The sequence below is a fragment of the Shewanella sp. 0m-8 genome, from assembly GCF_052977265.1.
Map to the genome: position 1 here is coordinate 25,558 of NZ_JBRIMB010000041.1, position 17,071 is coordinate 42,628.

Below are 17,071 nucleotides of genomic sequence, written 5' to 3' on the forward strand. Positions count from 1 at the left end.
TTGCTGTGGGAGGAGATCTAGTTACTTTATGTATCAAGAGTTACTTATCAAACGTAAAGCTTTATGCCTATAAGGATCGGGCTAAAAGTGGCTTAAAAAGAATAATAAAAATAGAAAAGGAAAAGATGAAGCCGAGGCTTCACCTTTTCGATTCGCTCTAGAAAGTGTATCTCGCACCTAAACTATAGCGAGCACCAGTTTGCGTCAGGTTAAGTACCTGCTCTTTAGCGCGACCGTGGACGCGAGTATATTCGTTGGTAATATTCAAGCCCTCAAAGAATACTGTTAGGCCTTCTAAAGCTGCTACTTCATAGCTAACGTTAAAGTCAACCTGTGAGTAAGCTTCAGTGTATTGTGGATTTGCACCAGTGCCTTGATTCGTAGAATTAAGGAACTCATCTCGCCAGTTATAAGCTAAACGTGCCTGAAAGCCATAGTTATCATATATTGCGATAAGGTTGGCTGTATCACTTATGTTTGTTAGCACATTTTGAGCAAGATCGTCCTCGCGCCCTAAATTTTGGTTATCAAAGTCATCACCCGCATTTACAAGGGTATAGTTAGCAATAGCACCAAAGCCTGAATCGCCGAAAAAATGTTGAATAGCAAATTCCCAACCATCAATGACTGAAGAATCATTTAAGTTGTCAGGCTCTGTAATTAAGAAATTCAAATCTGGATCTGTTGCCGGATCACCGTAAATAATGCCATTAGCAACATCAACAGATGGGTCATTCGGATAGTTTGCAAAAATATAATCACGAATCTCTTGGCCTGTAGAAGCACCAGCCTGTTTTGCGGCATCGACCTTAGGACCATTTGCAGGATCAGCGATGTTATAAATATTTGAATTGATTTGTCTAGAATCAATAAAGTTAGTCACGTCCTTTCTGAAATAGCCAACAGATGCATATCCTGTATCTGAATAATACCATTCTGCAGAAAAATCATAGTTGGTTGATTCTAGTGGGAGGAGACTTGGATTACCGCTACTACCGCTTCCTCCACTCTGGTTTGCAAGGGCTCCAACGACAGTACCTCCCTGTATAGAAGTATAATCAGGGCGACCTATTGTCTGGCTATATGCTGCGCGAATAATTACGTCATCATGCACTTCAATATTAAAGTTCACATTAGGTAAGAAGTAATCATAGTCGCCTTTTTTAGTTTGGAAGTCTTGCATACCGGTTGATTGTAATTCAATTTCTGTATCAGCAATCCACTCCGCACCATCATAACTACCTACCGCAGAAGTGGAGTTAACGTTAGTTTTTTCATAACGGATACCAACATGAATATCCCAAGGCATCTGACCAAATTCAGAATCAAAGTTATATTGTATATATGCTGACTTCGACTTTTCTTGTGTAAAACGATCGACATCCATTGCGTATTTGCTAGATGGGCAGAAGTCAGTACCGCAATCTCCAGCGCCTACATAACCAGCGGGAGTATATAGTTCTTCAGCTTTATTTCTAACGGCATCAAAATCCCAGAAGAAGATGGTATCAAGCAGATCAAAGTCGCCGTCAGCATCGGCAAAGTTACCTTTGTCTGCGTCGAATTTGTCGTGAATAGTATCCGATGGGAACCATGCATCTTCAAAGTCACCAGCTTGACCAACACCGCCCCAGTCATTTCGCTGTACATTTATTGATTGAGAGTGGTTATTAACATCTGTAAGTGCGATACCAAAATCTATGCTACCAGCCTCTTCGAAAACATATTCTCCATCAAGCTGATATTGTTCTATCTCAGATTTATTTCGTGCATTCCCAAAGACACTGCCTGTTACACGCATATCGGATGGCTTTACTGCATTTCCCCCGCCAACAGCAAGAGCTGGTAAATCTTTTGAAAAATCAGTAGCGGCAGTTGTACGAATGAAGGCTGCAGTGCTTAATGAATTATTACTACCATAAATACTATTGGGTTTCATCTCAGCATTAGATTTATGCATGTCTAGGGTAATATTTAAACTGTCGCTCACTTCCCAATCTAAATTAAGGCCTAGTGAACCGCTTTCATTGCGTACACCATAGTCACCAGCAGCCATAGATAGGTCTTGATTAGTATCATAACTTTCAGAATAAACAAGAGGAGAGGATACGGGGCCATCTGTCCAAGTGTTTTCAGATGGAGCAAATGTGAACCAAGCTGATACATCATTGTATTGTGTATCAATATCATTTCGCATGTAGGTATAATCAAGAGTGGCCACTAAAGAATCTACGGGGCTATACTGTAGAACTAGCTGGCCATTTGTTCGAGTACGCTGTTGCTCTTCGAATTTATATATTGTGGTTTGAGGAACAGAGTAAACATCACCTTCACCTGGGCGATTAATTTGATTGTCTTGTGGGACGCCTCCCCACTCAGCTGTACCAGCCCCCCAGTCATTGTCCACTTCTCCAGGAAAACTACGCCAGCCAGTACCAACATTCGCTTGTTGGTTGCCACTGTCGCGTTTTTGGTAACTTGCTGTAAGAGCAATGCCAAACTTGTCATCAGCAAACGTATTAGAATATAGTGCTGAGAGTTCAGGAGTGATATTACCTTTATCTGTCGAGGTATCGTGAACAGCTTTAGCGCCAATACTAGCTTTTAAGCCTGGATCGTAAAGAGGGCGGTGGGTTAGCACATCTATAGTTGCACCAATGCCGCCTGTTGGACTAGATGCTTGGCTTGTTTTTCTAATTTCTACACCAATAATACCTTCAGAGGCTATATTAGAGAAATCAAATGAGCGTGAGCCTGTAGTTACAGGCATTTGGCGACCATTGAGCAATACTAAATTCTGATCTGCACCAAAACCGCGAACAGACACACGGCTTCCTTCGCCGTTTTGACGGTCGATAGAAACACCAGGGACACGTTGTAGAGATTCTGCTAAGTTAGTATCGGGCATCTTTCCGATATCTTCAGCAGAGATTGCATCGATAATCCCACTTGAGGATTTTTTGATATCCATGGACTTAATCAAGCTTCCACGAATACCAGTAACAGAGATGACCTCCATTTCTTTATTTAATTCATTTTCAGCATTTTCAGCATTTTCAGCATAAGTTGGTGCTACAGTCGATACACTGAGTATCAATGATAAGCTTGTTGCAAGCCTTGTTTTGTTAAATTTTTGTTTCATGCGTCTCCCCCTTGAGTCATTCAACCATACTTTTATTTATATTTAAAATGTAAGCGCTTACAAATTCCGTTAAAAAAATAAACGCTATTTGTAAGCGCTTACATAAACCTATTGCAAACCAGCTCTCTCGTCAACAATAATTTAACCTAATCTTAACGAGGTCGGTATGCTTTGCAATTTTTTTATAAGGTACTGTTATAATTCGTTATATATTCTTTTACTTTTTTTCTGTTGGGTTTTCGTGAAGGAAAATGGGGAAGGAGGTAAGCTTATTAATAACAAAATTAACTAGGAACTTGTGTGGAAAGTGACTAAACAAATATATATATTTGTGCTAGAAATTAGAGTGAAACCTGAGAAAATGTCACTATTGCAGATAAAACTCAGCATTTATATCCTTTTATTCTTTCAAATCGTAGTGTCGCTAGGCCTCAACTTGTTATCTATCTGTTGTGCAAATAAGTCCTTGTTTACACCTTTTTCAATGTAAGCCTTCCATATATTCTATTTTATGTTTAAAGTTACGCTGTCGAATGTAGGGTAAGGTCTCATTTAGACATTTAGAGCTGTAAGATCTACAGATATTCTAGAATTATGCTCTGTTTAATAAAACTTATTTAAGGCTGTTTGGCATGGAGGCTAAACAGAATCTTTTACCTTCAGTTTACCTCGATGCTTTCAGCGCCTGTAAAAAAGATAACTTCCTTATAATCATATCGGTATTCAATAACTCGATATCAAACGAAGGTTTATACTTTCGGATTTGCAACTAAGCATTAGAATTCTAAAAGCGTTTTTGTAACAAATGTTACATATCATTGTTTGGTTCGGAAAATTTAGGCGCGCTAGTTCAGTGAGAATAGAGTGAATAATGGCTTTTTTCTTGTATAGTACTTATAGGCTCTGTTGCATAAATACTGGTTTGAGATGTCGCAATACCAAGGTTTTCAGTGTTTATACCGTTGTCTGTCGAACAGGCATACTTAGCCCTATTACTTTGTTCATTGCTTTTACACTACCCAAAGCTCAACCGATTTATGCGTTTTAATCACGTATGCTTAACTTGGGGCAGATGAGTTGTTTATGATGATACCTCACTGTCTCCGATAGCGAGCGCTGACGGTAATCATAGTCATCTTCCCATTGCTCTACCGTGCCTGATTTGAATGCTTCAACAGCTTCATTGTACAGGTGCTTATTTTCCCAATACCTGCATTTTAACGTGGCGGAATAGTTAGTTTTACACCTTTGGGTCTCAGCCATTTGTGATACTCTTTTGTGTTGTATGCACTACCAGCTGAGACTTGGTTGATCTTCCTGCTAAATGGGTTGAACATTGTAGATAATACTTCGTAATCAGCGATATTAACGAGGCTGATACAACATTGTGTGTATCAGCGTTAATCGCAAGGTGCAACTTACGCCGTGTGCGTCGCCGCTCCTTACGTGCTTGCGCGTTTTCCATTCTCCTTCACCGTAAACTTTTAACCCCGTTGAATCCACGACAAGATGCGTAACGGGACCTCGACAGGGCTTACGATACTTAACTTCAACAGTCTTTTCCCGTTTGCTTATACAAGTGTAATCCGGTGCAGCTAATGGTACATCCATCCGTCAAAACGGATAATTTATGAAGCCTTCAGTTGCCCGCAGTGACAACTTAAATACGCCTTTGAGCATTTGAGCTGTTTTGATCGCTGTATCACTGAATTGAAAACCTTTACGACGACCACAGTGAAGGTTTTGTAGCGCCAAGCATTGATGGCTATTAATCCAACCAAAAAGTGACCAAATCTCATTTGATTATTGCTTAGTTGTACTGATTCCAGTTAATTATTTTACGCTTGGATTTGCCCATGAAGCCTGTCTCGTTTTGGTACTGACAAGATCTGATCACAGAACGGCCAAATGGTTCCTTAGATTTAGTCAATAAAGCCGATTGAGTGCCTCATTATGAGTTTAGGTTCAAACACATTTATAACTTCAAGATCGGCTTGCTTAAAAGTATTTTTAATAATCCATCTCGCAGCCATTTGACCCATCTGGTTGATAGGGTAATCAATTGTGGTTAGCTTCGGGTAAATATACTGCGCTAAAATGATGTTATCGAAGCCTATTACCGATAGATCTTTCGGTATTGATATTTGATGTTCACGAGCAAAAGTCATGGCACCAGAAGCCATTTCATCATTTGCACATACAACGGCAGTAAAAGGCTGCTTACTGTTAAGCAGCTGCTCTAAGCCATTCCTACCACCCACTTCTTTGTAATCCCCTTCATAGGTTAACTTTGGGTTGTATGTGAGATTGAATTCTTTTAAGGCTTTTTTATGGCCTTTTAGGCGGTCACTAGCGTCCATTTTCCAATTCGGCCCTGAAATATAAGCGACCTCTTTGTGTCCTTGCTCGAGTATTGCTTTTGCTGCAAGGTATCCGCCTAGCTCATTATTGAGGCTAATACAGTTATCAGCTATTTCCAGAATAAACCGGTTGATCAGTACAATGGGCAACTCATTGTTAACCAGGTCAACGAGGTATTCATCCGATACCGCTTCAACATGTAATATTAATGCGTCACATCGGCGACTGATAAGAAACTCAATCCCCTCTTTTTCAGCTTCCTCTTCGCTATGTCCAGCGGCAATGATGGCATGCTTTTGTGAACCACGAAGCTCTGCTTCAATACCGCTAAGCATGGAACCATAGAAAGGTCCGTGTAACTCAGAGACCAAAATACCGACACTATTTGAGCGATTAGAGGCAAGAGATTGTGCAATCGCATTAGGTCTATAGCCTAATTGCTCCATCGCATTTTGTACTTTATTGAGTGTCTTTTCACTGACCTTAGCGTTTTTATTCAACACTCTTGATACTGTTGCGAGTGACACACCAGCTAGTACTGATACATCGTAAATCGTTGCCATATATTCCCTATTAAACACCTATCGACATCATTTACTTACTTTACGTGTTTGCTGCATTAAGTTCACTTTGAATTTTCTCAACTTTCTTGTCATCCAAGATATACCACTTCATCACGACTGCAACAAGTAAACTGCCGATCGCCGGATAAAGAGTGAATGATAGCAAGATCCCCGATTTTGTTGCTTCTGTCTGCTCTACATCTGCTTGGTAACCATAATAAGCTAATGCCCAGCCAGCCAGTGCGCCGCCAAGCGCTACGCCGAGCTTAATGAAAAATATGATGGTTGAATAAACCATGCCGGTAATGCGTACTCCTGTTTTCCATTGCCCATAGTCGATGGCATCAGCCATTTTTGCCCACAGTAAAGGGGTGGCCATATCAAGGAAGAACTTCCACAAGAAGAATGCGATAAAGGCCATTATTATCTGATCGGCGGCAATAAAATAGCTCAGAATACAGATAATAGCTGCAATAATTTGTAATCCGATATAAGCCTTTATCTTACACATTTTCTTTGCAAGTACTTGCGCCAATGCACAACCGAGCATACTGCCGACCATCCCCGTGGTCATAAAGGCGGTAATGAGATCTTCTCTTAACAAGAAGTATTTAACGTAATAAACGGCGAGGGTGAATTTAAGCACTTGACCGGTCAGCAGAAATATCCCTGTAATACATAAAATTCTGGCTTGGTCATTCTGCCACAGATGTTTAATCTCCACCCAAAAGTTAGCTTTTTGTGCCTTAGGTGCACTGATCCGCTCTTTAGTCCCTAAAAAACACAGTAGAAACAGCACAACGCCAAAAAGGCTCATGGCGGTCATGGTTAGTTGGTAGCCTTTAGCTGAGTCACCGCTACCGAACCATTCGACTAATGGCAGGGTACAAGAAGCGACAACTACGCCACCGAGCATGGCGAATACAAATCGATAAGACTGGACGGATACTCGCTCGGAGGGATTTGCTGTAAGTACTCCACCTAAGGCGCAGTAAGGAATGTTGATGGCGGTATAAACCATCATCAGTAGCGTATAAGTCACAAAAGCATAAATGAGCTTATTGCTGTCACTGAGATCAGGGGTAGTAAATGCTAATACACTAATAAGCCCGAATGGAATGGCAAGCCAAAGTAGGTAGGGGCGAAACTGGCCCCAGCGAGTGCGGGTTCTATCAGCGAGAGAGCCCATAAGCGGATCCGTAATGGCATCAAAAACACGCACAACTAAAAATAGTGTACCCACTGCTGCGGGTGATAAACCGACGACATCGGTATAGAAAATGAGTAGAAACATCATCACGGTTTGAAAAATGATGTTACTTGCTGTATCGCCTAAACCATAGGCAATTTTCTCTTTTACTTTAAGCATTGTAGCCTCATTATTTTTATTTTTTTGGGTATTTGCTTAACTAACTTCTCTACTGGTAAATAAATTGCAGCAGAGAAGTTAAAGAATGTAATCTTTTTGAGTCTGATTTTAAAGCTTGTTATGCCCGGAGACTGATAAAATCTCGATAAGCTTTAGCACTGTTTTTCAGCGTTCGTTGTTGAGTCCGGTAATCAACGTAGACGATACCAAAGCGTTTTAAGTAGCCTTCTGCCCATTCAAAGTTGTCCATCAAGCTCCAGGCAAAATAACCTCTGATATCGACGCCAGCTTCAATGGCGTCGTTTACTGCATTTAAGTGCTGATGGTAATAATGAGTGCGATCTTCATCTGCAACGTTGCCCGCTTGGAGCTTGTCATCCATAGCTGCACCATTTTCGGTGATGTAAAGTGGTGGCAGGGGATACAGACTGTTTAATGACACGAGCAGCCCTGATAGGGCTTTAGGGTAGATCTCCCAGCCAATATCGGTATGGGGCACATCAGGCACAGTGACTTGCTCAAACTGGTTTACAACACAAGCTTTATAAACTGCGCGGGTATAGAAATTAACGCCCATAAAGTCTAATGGTTGGGCAATGATCTCCATGTCACCAGGCTCTATTTGCGGTAACTCTTCAGTAGGTAAAGTGTCAATAATGCTTGGGTAACATTTGTCAAAAAGCGGCTTTATATACCATTGATTAAAATGGGCATCGGCAATGTTGCTGGCATTAAGATCTTGCAGCGAGTTTGATTGTGGGTAGCATGGCGTGAAGTTAAGCACTATACCATTAAGTGCATTAGGGCTGTTTTTTTGCAGCACTTGCATCGCTAAACCATGAGCAAGCAGTAAGTGATGCGCCGCTTTTTTTCCGAATGAGCGACTCTTTAAACCTGGCGCATGAATGCCCGCTTCATAACCCAAATAGGCGCTACAAAAAGGTTCGTTCAGTGTGGCGTATGAATGAACTCGGTCGCCAAATGCTGTTGATATTAGATCGGCGTAATCTCGAAGTTTATAGGCCGTATCTCGGTTTAGCCAGCCACCATTATCTTCAAGGTGTTGCGGTAAGTCCCAATGATAAAGCGTCACAAAAGGCTTAATACCTTTTTCAATTAATCTATCTAACACACCGATGTAGAAATCAACGCCCTGTTGGTTAAGTGCACCTTCTGCAGTGATAACACGTGGCCACGAGATAGATAGACGGTAAGCATCTACGTTCAAAGACTCTATTAGATCAACATCTTGCTGCCACAAGTTGTAGTGGTCACAGGCTGTTGCACCGTCGGAATTATCTCGAATTTTATTAGGCGTATTGCAAAAAGTATCCCAAATACAGGGAAGGCGTGAATCAATACCGCCTTCAATCTGAAATGAGGCGGTGGCGACTCCAAACAAAAAGTCACGCTTTTGCATTTTTGAATTGAAAGGCAGAGAAATCTTCATGGCGATATTAGTCATTTCCTAATAGTGACAAAAAATACAGCGCAATCATTAAGGTCATTAACCTGAAGCATTTTGGAGTCAAATAACATGATTGAGCCTAATAAATCATTACTTGTTATTCACTATTGGCCGATAAGCAGCAAGATTTCAGGCGAAGAAAATTGCAATATCAACAAACACCGTAGCAATGAAAGCGCTTACATAAAATGTTAACAGAACGGTTGATCTTCGTTGTGTTTGTGTTATAAATGAAAGCGCTTACATTGAGATTAGAGCGTAACAGAAAAAAGGTCAACACATTTATTTAACATGTTTACCGAGATGTTACCGCTAGACAGTAGAGAGGCAGATTAGCTTGTATAAACGGCGACCCTGCTTAAATAACCGATATTGTAGCGATACTGGCTACACGCATAATAAGACTAATAAGGGGTGTATATGGCTAGTTCGCCAATAATGTCAGATAACAGTAGCTTGAATGGGGCGAGAGACGCTGAAAAGCACACATTCGCGCTGGTATCGCTAACGTCGTTGTTTTTCATGTGGGGATTTATTACTTGTTTAAATGACATTCTAATTCCTCATTTAAAAGCTGTTTTTTCGCTAAATTACACTGAAGCAATGCTGATCCAGTTCTGCTTTTTTGGTGCCTACTTCTTAGTCTCTATGCCTGCTGGTCACTTAGTGAAAAAAATAGGTTATCAACGAGGTATTGTTACAGGTCTTGTGATTGCAAGTTTTGGTTGTGCATTGTTTTATCCTGCTGCGGATCAGGCGGTTTACGGATTGTTTCTAGGCGCACTATTCGTTTTAGCTTCGGGAATTACTATTTTACAAGTGGCGGCGAATCCTTATGTTAATGCGTTAGGTAGCGCAGAGACGGCCTCTAGTCGCCTTAACTTAACTCAAGCATTTAACGCGCTAGGCACTACAGTCGCGCCTTACTTTGGCGCAGTGCTTATTCTATCTGTGGCATCAGGAGCTGGCAGTGAACTGAGCCATGCTCAAGCTGAGGCGGAGCAGGTTAAGCTGCCATACCTTTTGTTATCGGGGATGCTAGCCACACTTGCGGTGATTTTCTCAAAGCTTAAGCTACCGGTTATTGAAGGTCATGGAGAGGTGCGCTCTGATGGTAAGGCCGTTGAGTATTTAGGAAAAACCAATGCCATTGGCCATCGCCATCTTGCACTAGGTGCATTAGCTATTTTTGTTTATGTTGGCGCTGAAGTATCAATTGGTAGTTTCTTGGTTAGCTTTTTAGGTGAATCAAATATTGCGAGTCTTGAGGAGGCTGAAGCGGCGAAATACATTACCTATTATTGGGGTGGCGCGATGATAGGGCGCTTTATTGGCTCAGCAGTGATGCAGAAGATCCCTGCTGGAAAAGTATTGGGCTTTAACGCAACCATGGCGGCACTGTTAGTGTGTGTGGCTGTTGTTAGCTCTGGTGCAACCGCTATGTACGCCATACTGGCAGTTGGTCTGTTTAACTCTATTATGTTCCCAACAATTTTTAGTTTAGCGCTGCAAAATTTAGGACCGCACACTTCACAGGGGTCTGGTTGGTTGTGTCTGGCCATTGTAGGTGGCGCTATTGTGCCGTTGCTGCAAGGTGTGCTGGCTGATGCCCTTGGTATTCAGTTGGCTTTTTTCCTACCAGTACTGTGCTATGGCTATATTTTGTTCTATGGTCTTAAAGGAAGCCAAGTAGAGCAGGCTTCATGCAAGGAGCACGTGTAATGGCAAGTTTATTCTTAAGCGGGTTAACCCTCGATGCATGCCACTTAAAGGGAATTAGATAATGACTAACAATAAATTTAATCTGCGTTTAGATACCGCGATACTAAAAAAATCGCAATGTAGTTTATTCGTATCTGCGTTGCTTTTATCAAGTGTAACGGCTTGTTCGTTAAAAGAGGCTGAGCCCGTTGAGAAACGTGATGCCTCAGTGGTATGGCCTAAATTACAGTTAGAAGTACAGCCAAATGCGGAGATGGAGCAAAAGATTGCGACAATGGTCAGTGAGATGACTTTGAAGCAAAAAGTGGCGCAGATGATCCAGCCTGAGATCCGTGATATTACCGTTGAGGATATGCGCACTTATGGATTTGGTTCTTACCTTAATGGCGGCGGCGCTTTTCCTAACGATGATAAGCATGCCACGCCAAGTGATTGGATAGCATTGGCTGAGGCTATGTACCAAGCTTCCATCGATGATTCCATTGATGGTTCTTCAATTCCAACAATGTGGGGCACCGACGCCGTGCACGGCCATAACAATGTGATAGGGGCAACGCTGTTCCCGCACAATATCGGCCTTGGAGCGACTAACAACCCAGAACTCATTGAACAGATTGCGGCTATCACAGCTAAAGAGGTAATGGTTACGGGTATCGATTGGGTCTTTGCACCAACGGTTGCAGTGGTTCGTGATGACAGATGGGGGCGCACTTACGAGGGCTACTCTGAAGATCCTGAAATTGTTGGGGCTTATGCCGCCTCTATTGTAAGAGGGTTGCAAGGCGCGGCAGATGAAGACTTTCTTGGCGATGAAAGGGTTATCTCAACGGTAAAGCATTTTGTGGGAGATGGCGGCACAGTTGATGGTATCGACCAAGGCGATAATATCGCCACGGAGCAAGAGTTATTTGATCTTCATGCCCAAGGTTATGTCAGTGGACTCTCTGTTGGTGCACAAACTGTAATGGCATCTTTTAATAGTTGGAATGGGCTTAAAAATCACGGTAACAAATATCTTCTAACAGATGTGCTCAAAGACCAGATGGGTTTTGACGGTTTTGTGGTAGGTGATTGGAATGGTCATGGTCAAATCCCCGGTTGCAGTAATGATAATTGCCCACAAACCATTAATGCAGGACTTGATGTTTATATGGTGCCAACGGCTGCATGGAAACCGCTTTTTGAAAATACCGTCGCCCAAGTCGAAAGCGGCGAGATCCCAATGGCGAGAGTGGATGATGCGGTAACGCGTATACTTAGAGTCAAAATGCGTGCGGGTCTGTTTGATAAACCAAGTCCTGCAAAGCGAACACTATCAGGTAAAACAGAACTTATTGGTGCTAAAGAGCACCGAGAAGTGGCAAAGCAAGCAGTTCGAGAGTCTTTGGTTCTACTGAAAAATAACGACAACATCTTACCATTATCACCTAAGCAAACTGTACTTGTTGCTGGTGATGCTGCCGATAATATCGGTAAGCAATCTGGTGGTTGGTCGATTACTTGGCAAGGCACTAATAACACCAATGCTGATTTTCCTGGTGGCAGTTCAATCTATGATGGGATTAAAGCTCAAGTAGAAAGCGCTGGCGGAAAAACCATTCTTAATGTTTCAGGGGATTATGCGGTTAAACCTGATGTGGCAATCGTCGTTTTTGGTGAAGAACCCTATGCTGAAGGCAATGGCGATATTGATAACTTGGAGTATCAACGTGGTAATAAACGTGATTTAGCCTTATTGCAAAAGTTGAAAGCGCAAGGTGTTCCAGTTATTGCGGTGTTTATTAGTGGTAGACCGATGTGGGTTAACGCTGAGTTAAATGCGTCAAATGCTTTTGTCGCCGCTTGGTTGCCTGGTAGTGAGGGTAAGGCTGTTGCTGACGTGATATTTACTGACGTTGATAATCAACTGCAATTTGATATGACAGGCAAGCTGTCTTTTTCATGGCCAAACAGTCCAACACAAACGGTAGTTAATCGTTTTGATGACGACTATCAGCCGCTATTTCCTTACGGCTTTGGTTTGAGCTACGGCGATGAAACCGAACTGGAATTGTTGGGGGAAGTCGCAGAGCTGAGTAATGACGAGTCACAAAGCGTTGCCATTTTCACTCGCTCTGTACAAGCACCTTGGGTGATGTCGATTGGCAGTGATAATGAGCAGTTATCAGTTACCAGCAGTGTGCTGCAGGGCGAAACAGTCTCTTTGCGTACAGTTGATAAAGTGGTGCAGGAAGATGCAAGGCGAATAGAGTTTAATGGTAAAGGCGCAGGCTTTGTTCGGTTTACGAGTAACTTCCCAAGAGATCTAAGAGCCGCAATTGAATCTAACTCAGCGCTGTCTTTTGCGGTAAAACTCGATAGTGAGCTTAGTGATGACGTCTATATCTCTATGGGTTGTGATATCCAATGTGGTAAGCCGTTAAATGTCAGCTCTTTACTTGCTGAAAAACCAAAGAACAGTTGGCAAACCGTTAGTATTGATTTGAAATGCTTTAGCGACACTGGAGTCGACTTTTCGAGGGTCAATTCACCATTCTCACTGTCAACGCAGGGGAAATTAACGCTGAGTATTGCTGATGTAGCCCTGTTGCCGCGAGTTGATAATCAGCAAGCAAGTATTGACTGCCAGTGATTTGATAAAGATAAGCCATTTTCTTATATAGAGGGTGGCTCCTATCTACATTTTTAAATATTGAGATGATTAACTTTGCAATTATTGCGAACTAACAAAGGCTATGGACGGCTAAGTAGTCCACAGCCGATTCGTGTGCAATTGTGGTGGAAACTATGAGGCTCAGTTTTGTACCGCGAATGCCAGTAATAGCTATGTGGCAGGTGGTTCGTTGCACATTGTTGCGATAAAAGATCCATACAGTGGAGCGGCTGATAAAATGAACATCCAAATTATCACGCTGACGATAAATCAGTGACTAAAGATTACACCTCTGCCGGGTTACGTACGCTCGGGAAAGGAGATTGGCGCTATGGTCGCTTTGAAATTAGAGCCAAGTTTCCAAAAGGTCAGGGAACGTGGGGAGCTGCTTGGATGCTGCCAACCGACTGGGTTTATGGCGAGTGGGCCAGCTCTGGTGAGATTGATATCGTCGAAGCAGTCAACCTTGGCACTGTTTCTGATGAATATTCCGCTAGTCAAAAACAGGACGAAGCAAAGCTGCTTGAAACCCGAATTCACGGTACGTTGCATTATGGTAAATAATGGCCTGAAAATGTTTATTCTGGCTTGTCTTACCATTTAGCTGTTAATGAAAATCCAGCAGAAAGATTTCATGTTTCAGCTATTGAATGGGGACAAGGAGAGAGCCGCTAATACATGTCAGGTAAATATTACGCTACGCAAAATATTTATCAAATGCAAACGGATGCAGGTGTGGTTTACGCATCTGTTAGAAATAAATCTGTACCTAGGCTTTTAGGTAGCCGTCTCATATTAGCCCTAGCTTACAGAGCTACCTAGAGGCACTTGGATAACATGAAATGAAGAGTGTTTGGTAATTCATTTAAGTTCTGTTTGTTGGCGGAAGATGAAGCGAATATTCCCAATACGGGGACTCTGCAGTGAATGGGATACTGCAGCAGCGCAGGCTGTGTTAGAAAGTGCAGGAGGGAAAATCCTGCAATAAGTCAGAGATAAGGCACTTGAATACAATCAAAAGTCAGATATTTTGAATCCATTCTTTGTTGCTTACGCACCTTATTTAGAGTGAGCAAGAAGGTATAATTGGTATCTTGTATAAGCTTGGTGCCTCAATAATATAACTAGATAAATAATCAGTAGGATTATAGGAGAAGCTTAAATGTTGCGGATTGGCATCGATCTTGGTGGAACAAAAATAGAGTTAGTTGCATTAAGTAACGAAGGTGAAGAACTTTTTCGTAAACGTGTACCTACTCCTCGGGAATATATGGCGACGTTAGATACAATAGAATCTTTAGTCAGCGAAGCTGAGTCTTTGCTTGATGATAAAGGCACTGTTGGCGTCGGGATCCCAGGTGTTGTTTCTCCCTACTCTGGTCTAGTTAAGAATGCGAATGCAACTTGGATTAATGGTCATTCTCTGGATATTGATCTAGGTAAACGACTCAACCGAGAGGTTAGAGTAGCCAATGACGCTAACTGTTTTGCTGTATCTGAAGCGGTCGACGGCGCCGCTGCAAACAAAGGGGTTGTGTTTGGTGTAATTATCGGTACTGGCTGCGGTGCAGGCCTTGCGCTAAATGGTAAAGTGCACGGAGGTAGTAACGGTATTGGTGGTGAGTGGGGACATAATCCTCTACCTTGGATGACGGCTGGTGAGTTCAATTCAACTGAATGTTTTTGTGGGAATAAAGATTGTATTGAGACTTTTATTTCAGGTACTGGCTTTGTGCGCGACTACAAGCAAGCTGGCGGTGATGCGCCAAGCGGTATTGAGATTGCTCAGCGAATGGAGAGTGGGGAAAAACTCGCTAAAGAGGCGTTTGAGCGATATATCGATAGACTCGCTCGTTCATTGGCTCATGTGATTAATATTCTTGATCCAGATATCATTGTCTTGGGGGGAGGAGTGTCAAATATTGAAGCTATTTATCCGTTGCTTCCACGCATCTTGCCAAAGTATGTGCTTGGAGGTGAATGTAGTACGCCTGTTGTAAGAAATCATTTTGGGGCTTCATCAGGTGTTCGTGGCGCAGCATGGTTATGGAATTGATGCCGGCTAAATGCTATTTAACCATGAATTTAATATGAGCTAAGATTTTATAGTGTGAGTCTGTTTTAGATACGTGATTAATATGAATACAAGTGCTTTTGTTGAGTCGTCATTTAGTTCTAACATGGTTCACCCTAAGGCTATGTATAAAAGATTAGGTGTGGTTTGCCAAACTGGAACCTTAAAAATAAAGCCAGTCGAAAGATTGGGCTGTTGATCCAGCCCTCTCAGAATCAAGCCCCAACCTAATTAAACACTAAGCTTGCCTGACTTTTTATCACTCCCCCAAAATTCGAATTGTTTTCCCAGCGCTTACCCCTTTTTTACCTAAGCATGGAATCTTATTCATTTGTGCTTTTATGTTTGGATTATGCGTACCATCCCGCCCAAGCGCTTGGATAGCATCCATTATTAGAGAAAGTAAAATCGGGAGATAATCTACAGGGCAATATTAAACATTAGATTGTCAAACATTTTCACCAATTTTTAGTCTTGCAGATAACTAATTATCAAAACCTTTAGATACAGGTGCCTGAATTAGATAGATAATATTTTTAACCGTAACTGTAGCTGGCTGAGAAATTACATATGAACTCCATAGCATTTAGTTTAGACGAACCGAATTCATACCTAGTAACCTGCGTTACTTAAACTTATTTTCCTCGGTTCTTATGCACAAACAGCCGGCTAGGCAAATGAATATCAATGGTTTCTGGGCTGTCCAGTATAATAGCTCCTCCCAAATATGGTGACTTTGGCTTTGTATTAAGTTGATAGCTTAGATTTCTTTCATATAACTTTGCGTGACAAAAGCGTAGGATCCTGAGCTGTGAACTCTACCTTCTTAACTAGATGGATGACTATGTCTACGACCATGGAACAAGCTGATACTCGTGCATTATTAATTTCAATTCGCACTCCTAATACAAAAATAGAGGATATTGATAGATCGTTGGAGGAGTTAGGACGATTAGTTAGTACTCTTGGTTTTACCGTTTTCGCAACGCAAACTCAAAAGCAGAACTCTACTAAGCGTTTGTCGGTATTAGGTGAGGGTAAACTCGAAGAGTTGGCGAGAATGACGGGAGAGCTTGATAGCGTTGAACAAATTGATTCTTTGGCGAACATTGATGAACAAGGATTAAACGAATTTTTAACGTCATCTAACACCCAGCAGCATGCTAATGTCGTAGTGTTTGATTGTGAACTTAGCCCAATGCAATTACGTAATGTTGAGAACGTTTTGGGAGTAGAAGTGTATGATCGAACCGGCATTATCATTGAAATTTTTAGTCGTCATGCTAATACTCGTACGGCTCGATTACAGGTTGAACTGGCACGGTTAAATTATTTAACCCCAAGACTACGCAGTCATCATGGGGGAGATCGAGAACGCCAAAGTGGTCGAGGTGTGGCCGAGAGCCTTTTTGCTATTGAACGTCGTAAAATTCGCGATAAGCAGGCCGAACTAAGGCGTGAGCTAAAGAAAGTTCAAGAAGTGATGCAAGAGCAACGAAGTAGTCGCTTCGAAATGCCTTGTGTTGCGTTAGTTGGTTATACAAATGCAGGTAAATCGTCGCTAATGCGTGGGTTAACAGCTTCTGAAGTATTAGTCGAAGATAAGTTATTTGCGACTTTAGATACCACTGTACGGGCCTTATCGAGGGTGTAACAGATTCTGTGTAACTGCAGTTTTAGTTAATATGTTTCACAAGTCTGTCTTCAAACTCAATAATA

The 17,071-nt window shown here is 42.0% G+C and carries 8 protein-coding genes and 2 pseudogenes; 5 read left to right on the forward strand and 5 right to left on the reverse strand.

The features are described 5' to 3' along the window. Positions 1-157: 157 nt before the first annotated feature. From ACVBIO_RS16570 to ACVBIO_RS16590, 5 genes and pseudogenes are all read right to left on the reverse strand, one after another. The gene (locus ACVBIO_RS16570) at positions 158-3,142 is read right to left on the reverse strand and encodes a TonB-dependent receptor (protein WP_447173032.1); all 2,985 of its coding nucleotides are present in this window, start codon (positions 3,140-3,142) and stop codon (positions 158-160) included. Between the two features lie 954 nt (positions 3,143-4,096). Beyond that, a pseudogene (locus tag ACVBIO_RS16575) lies at positions 4,097-4,949 on the reverse strand (IS5 family transposase). Between the two features lie 115 nt (positions 4,950-5,064). Continuing rightward, positions 5,065-6,066, reverse strand: coding sequence for a LacI family DNA-binding transcriptional regulator (locus ACVBIO_RS16580; protein ID WP_447173033.1), 1,002 nt, complete (start codon positions 6,064-6,066; stop codon positions 5,065-5,067). 40 nt (positions 6,067-6,106) lie between these two features. Continuing rightward, the gene (locus ACVBIO_RS16585) at positions 6,107-7,435 is read right to left on the reverse strand and encodes a glycoside-pentoside-hexuronide (GPH):cation symporter (RefSeq protein WP_447173034.1); all 1,329 of its coding nucleotides are present in this window, start codon (positions 7,433-7,435) and stop codon (positions 6,107-6,109) included. Between the two features lie 118 nt (positions 7,436-7,553). Next, entirely contained in the window at positions 7,554-8,885 is a 1,332-nt protein-coding gene (locus tag ACVBIO_RS16590) for a GH1 family beta-glucosidase (RefSeq protein ID WP_447173039.1), read from the reverse strand. A gap of 438 nt (positions 8,886-9,323) precedes the next feature. Here ACVBIO_RS16590 and ACVBIO_RS16595 point away from each other — a divergent pair, with 438 nt between their 5' ends. The 5 genes and pseudogenes from ACVBIO_RS16595 to ACVBIO_RS16615 form a co-directional block, all read left to right on the forward strand. Further along, positions 9,324-10,625, forward strand: coding sequence for a sugar MFS transporter (locus tag ACVBIO_RS16595; protein WP_447173035.1), 1,302 nt, complete (start codon positions 9,324-9,326; stop codon positions 10,623-10,625). 61 nt (positions 10,626-10,686) lie between these two features. After that, entirely contained in the window at positions 10,687-13,257 is a 2,571-nt protein-coding gene (locus ACVBIO_RS16600) for a glycoside hydrolase family 3 protein (protein ID WP_447173036.1), read from the forward strand. Between the two features lie 294 nt (positions 13,258-13,551). Further along, entirely contained in the window at positions 13,552-13,842 is a 291-nt protein-coding gene (locus tag ACVBIO_RS16605) for a glycoside hydrolase family 16 protein (protein WP_447173037.1), read from the forward strand. 598 nt (positions 13,843-14,440) lie between these two features. Then, positions 14,441-15,334 (forward strand): fructokinase, encoded by an 894-nt coding sequence (gene mak / locus ACVBIO_RS16610; RefSeq protein WP_447173038.1) that lies wholly within the window; start codon positions 14,441-14,443, stop codon positions 15,332-15,334. 856 nt (positions 15,335-16,190) lie between these two features. Continuing rightward, positions 16,191-16,994: pseudogene (locus ACVBIO_RS16615) on the forward strand (HflX GTPase family protein); the annotation flags it as partial. Between the last annotated feature and the right edge of the window lie 77 nt (positions 16,995-17,071).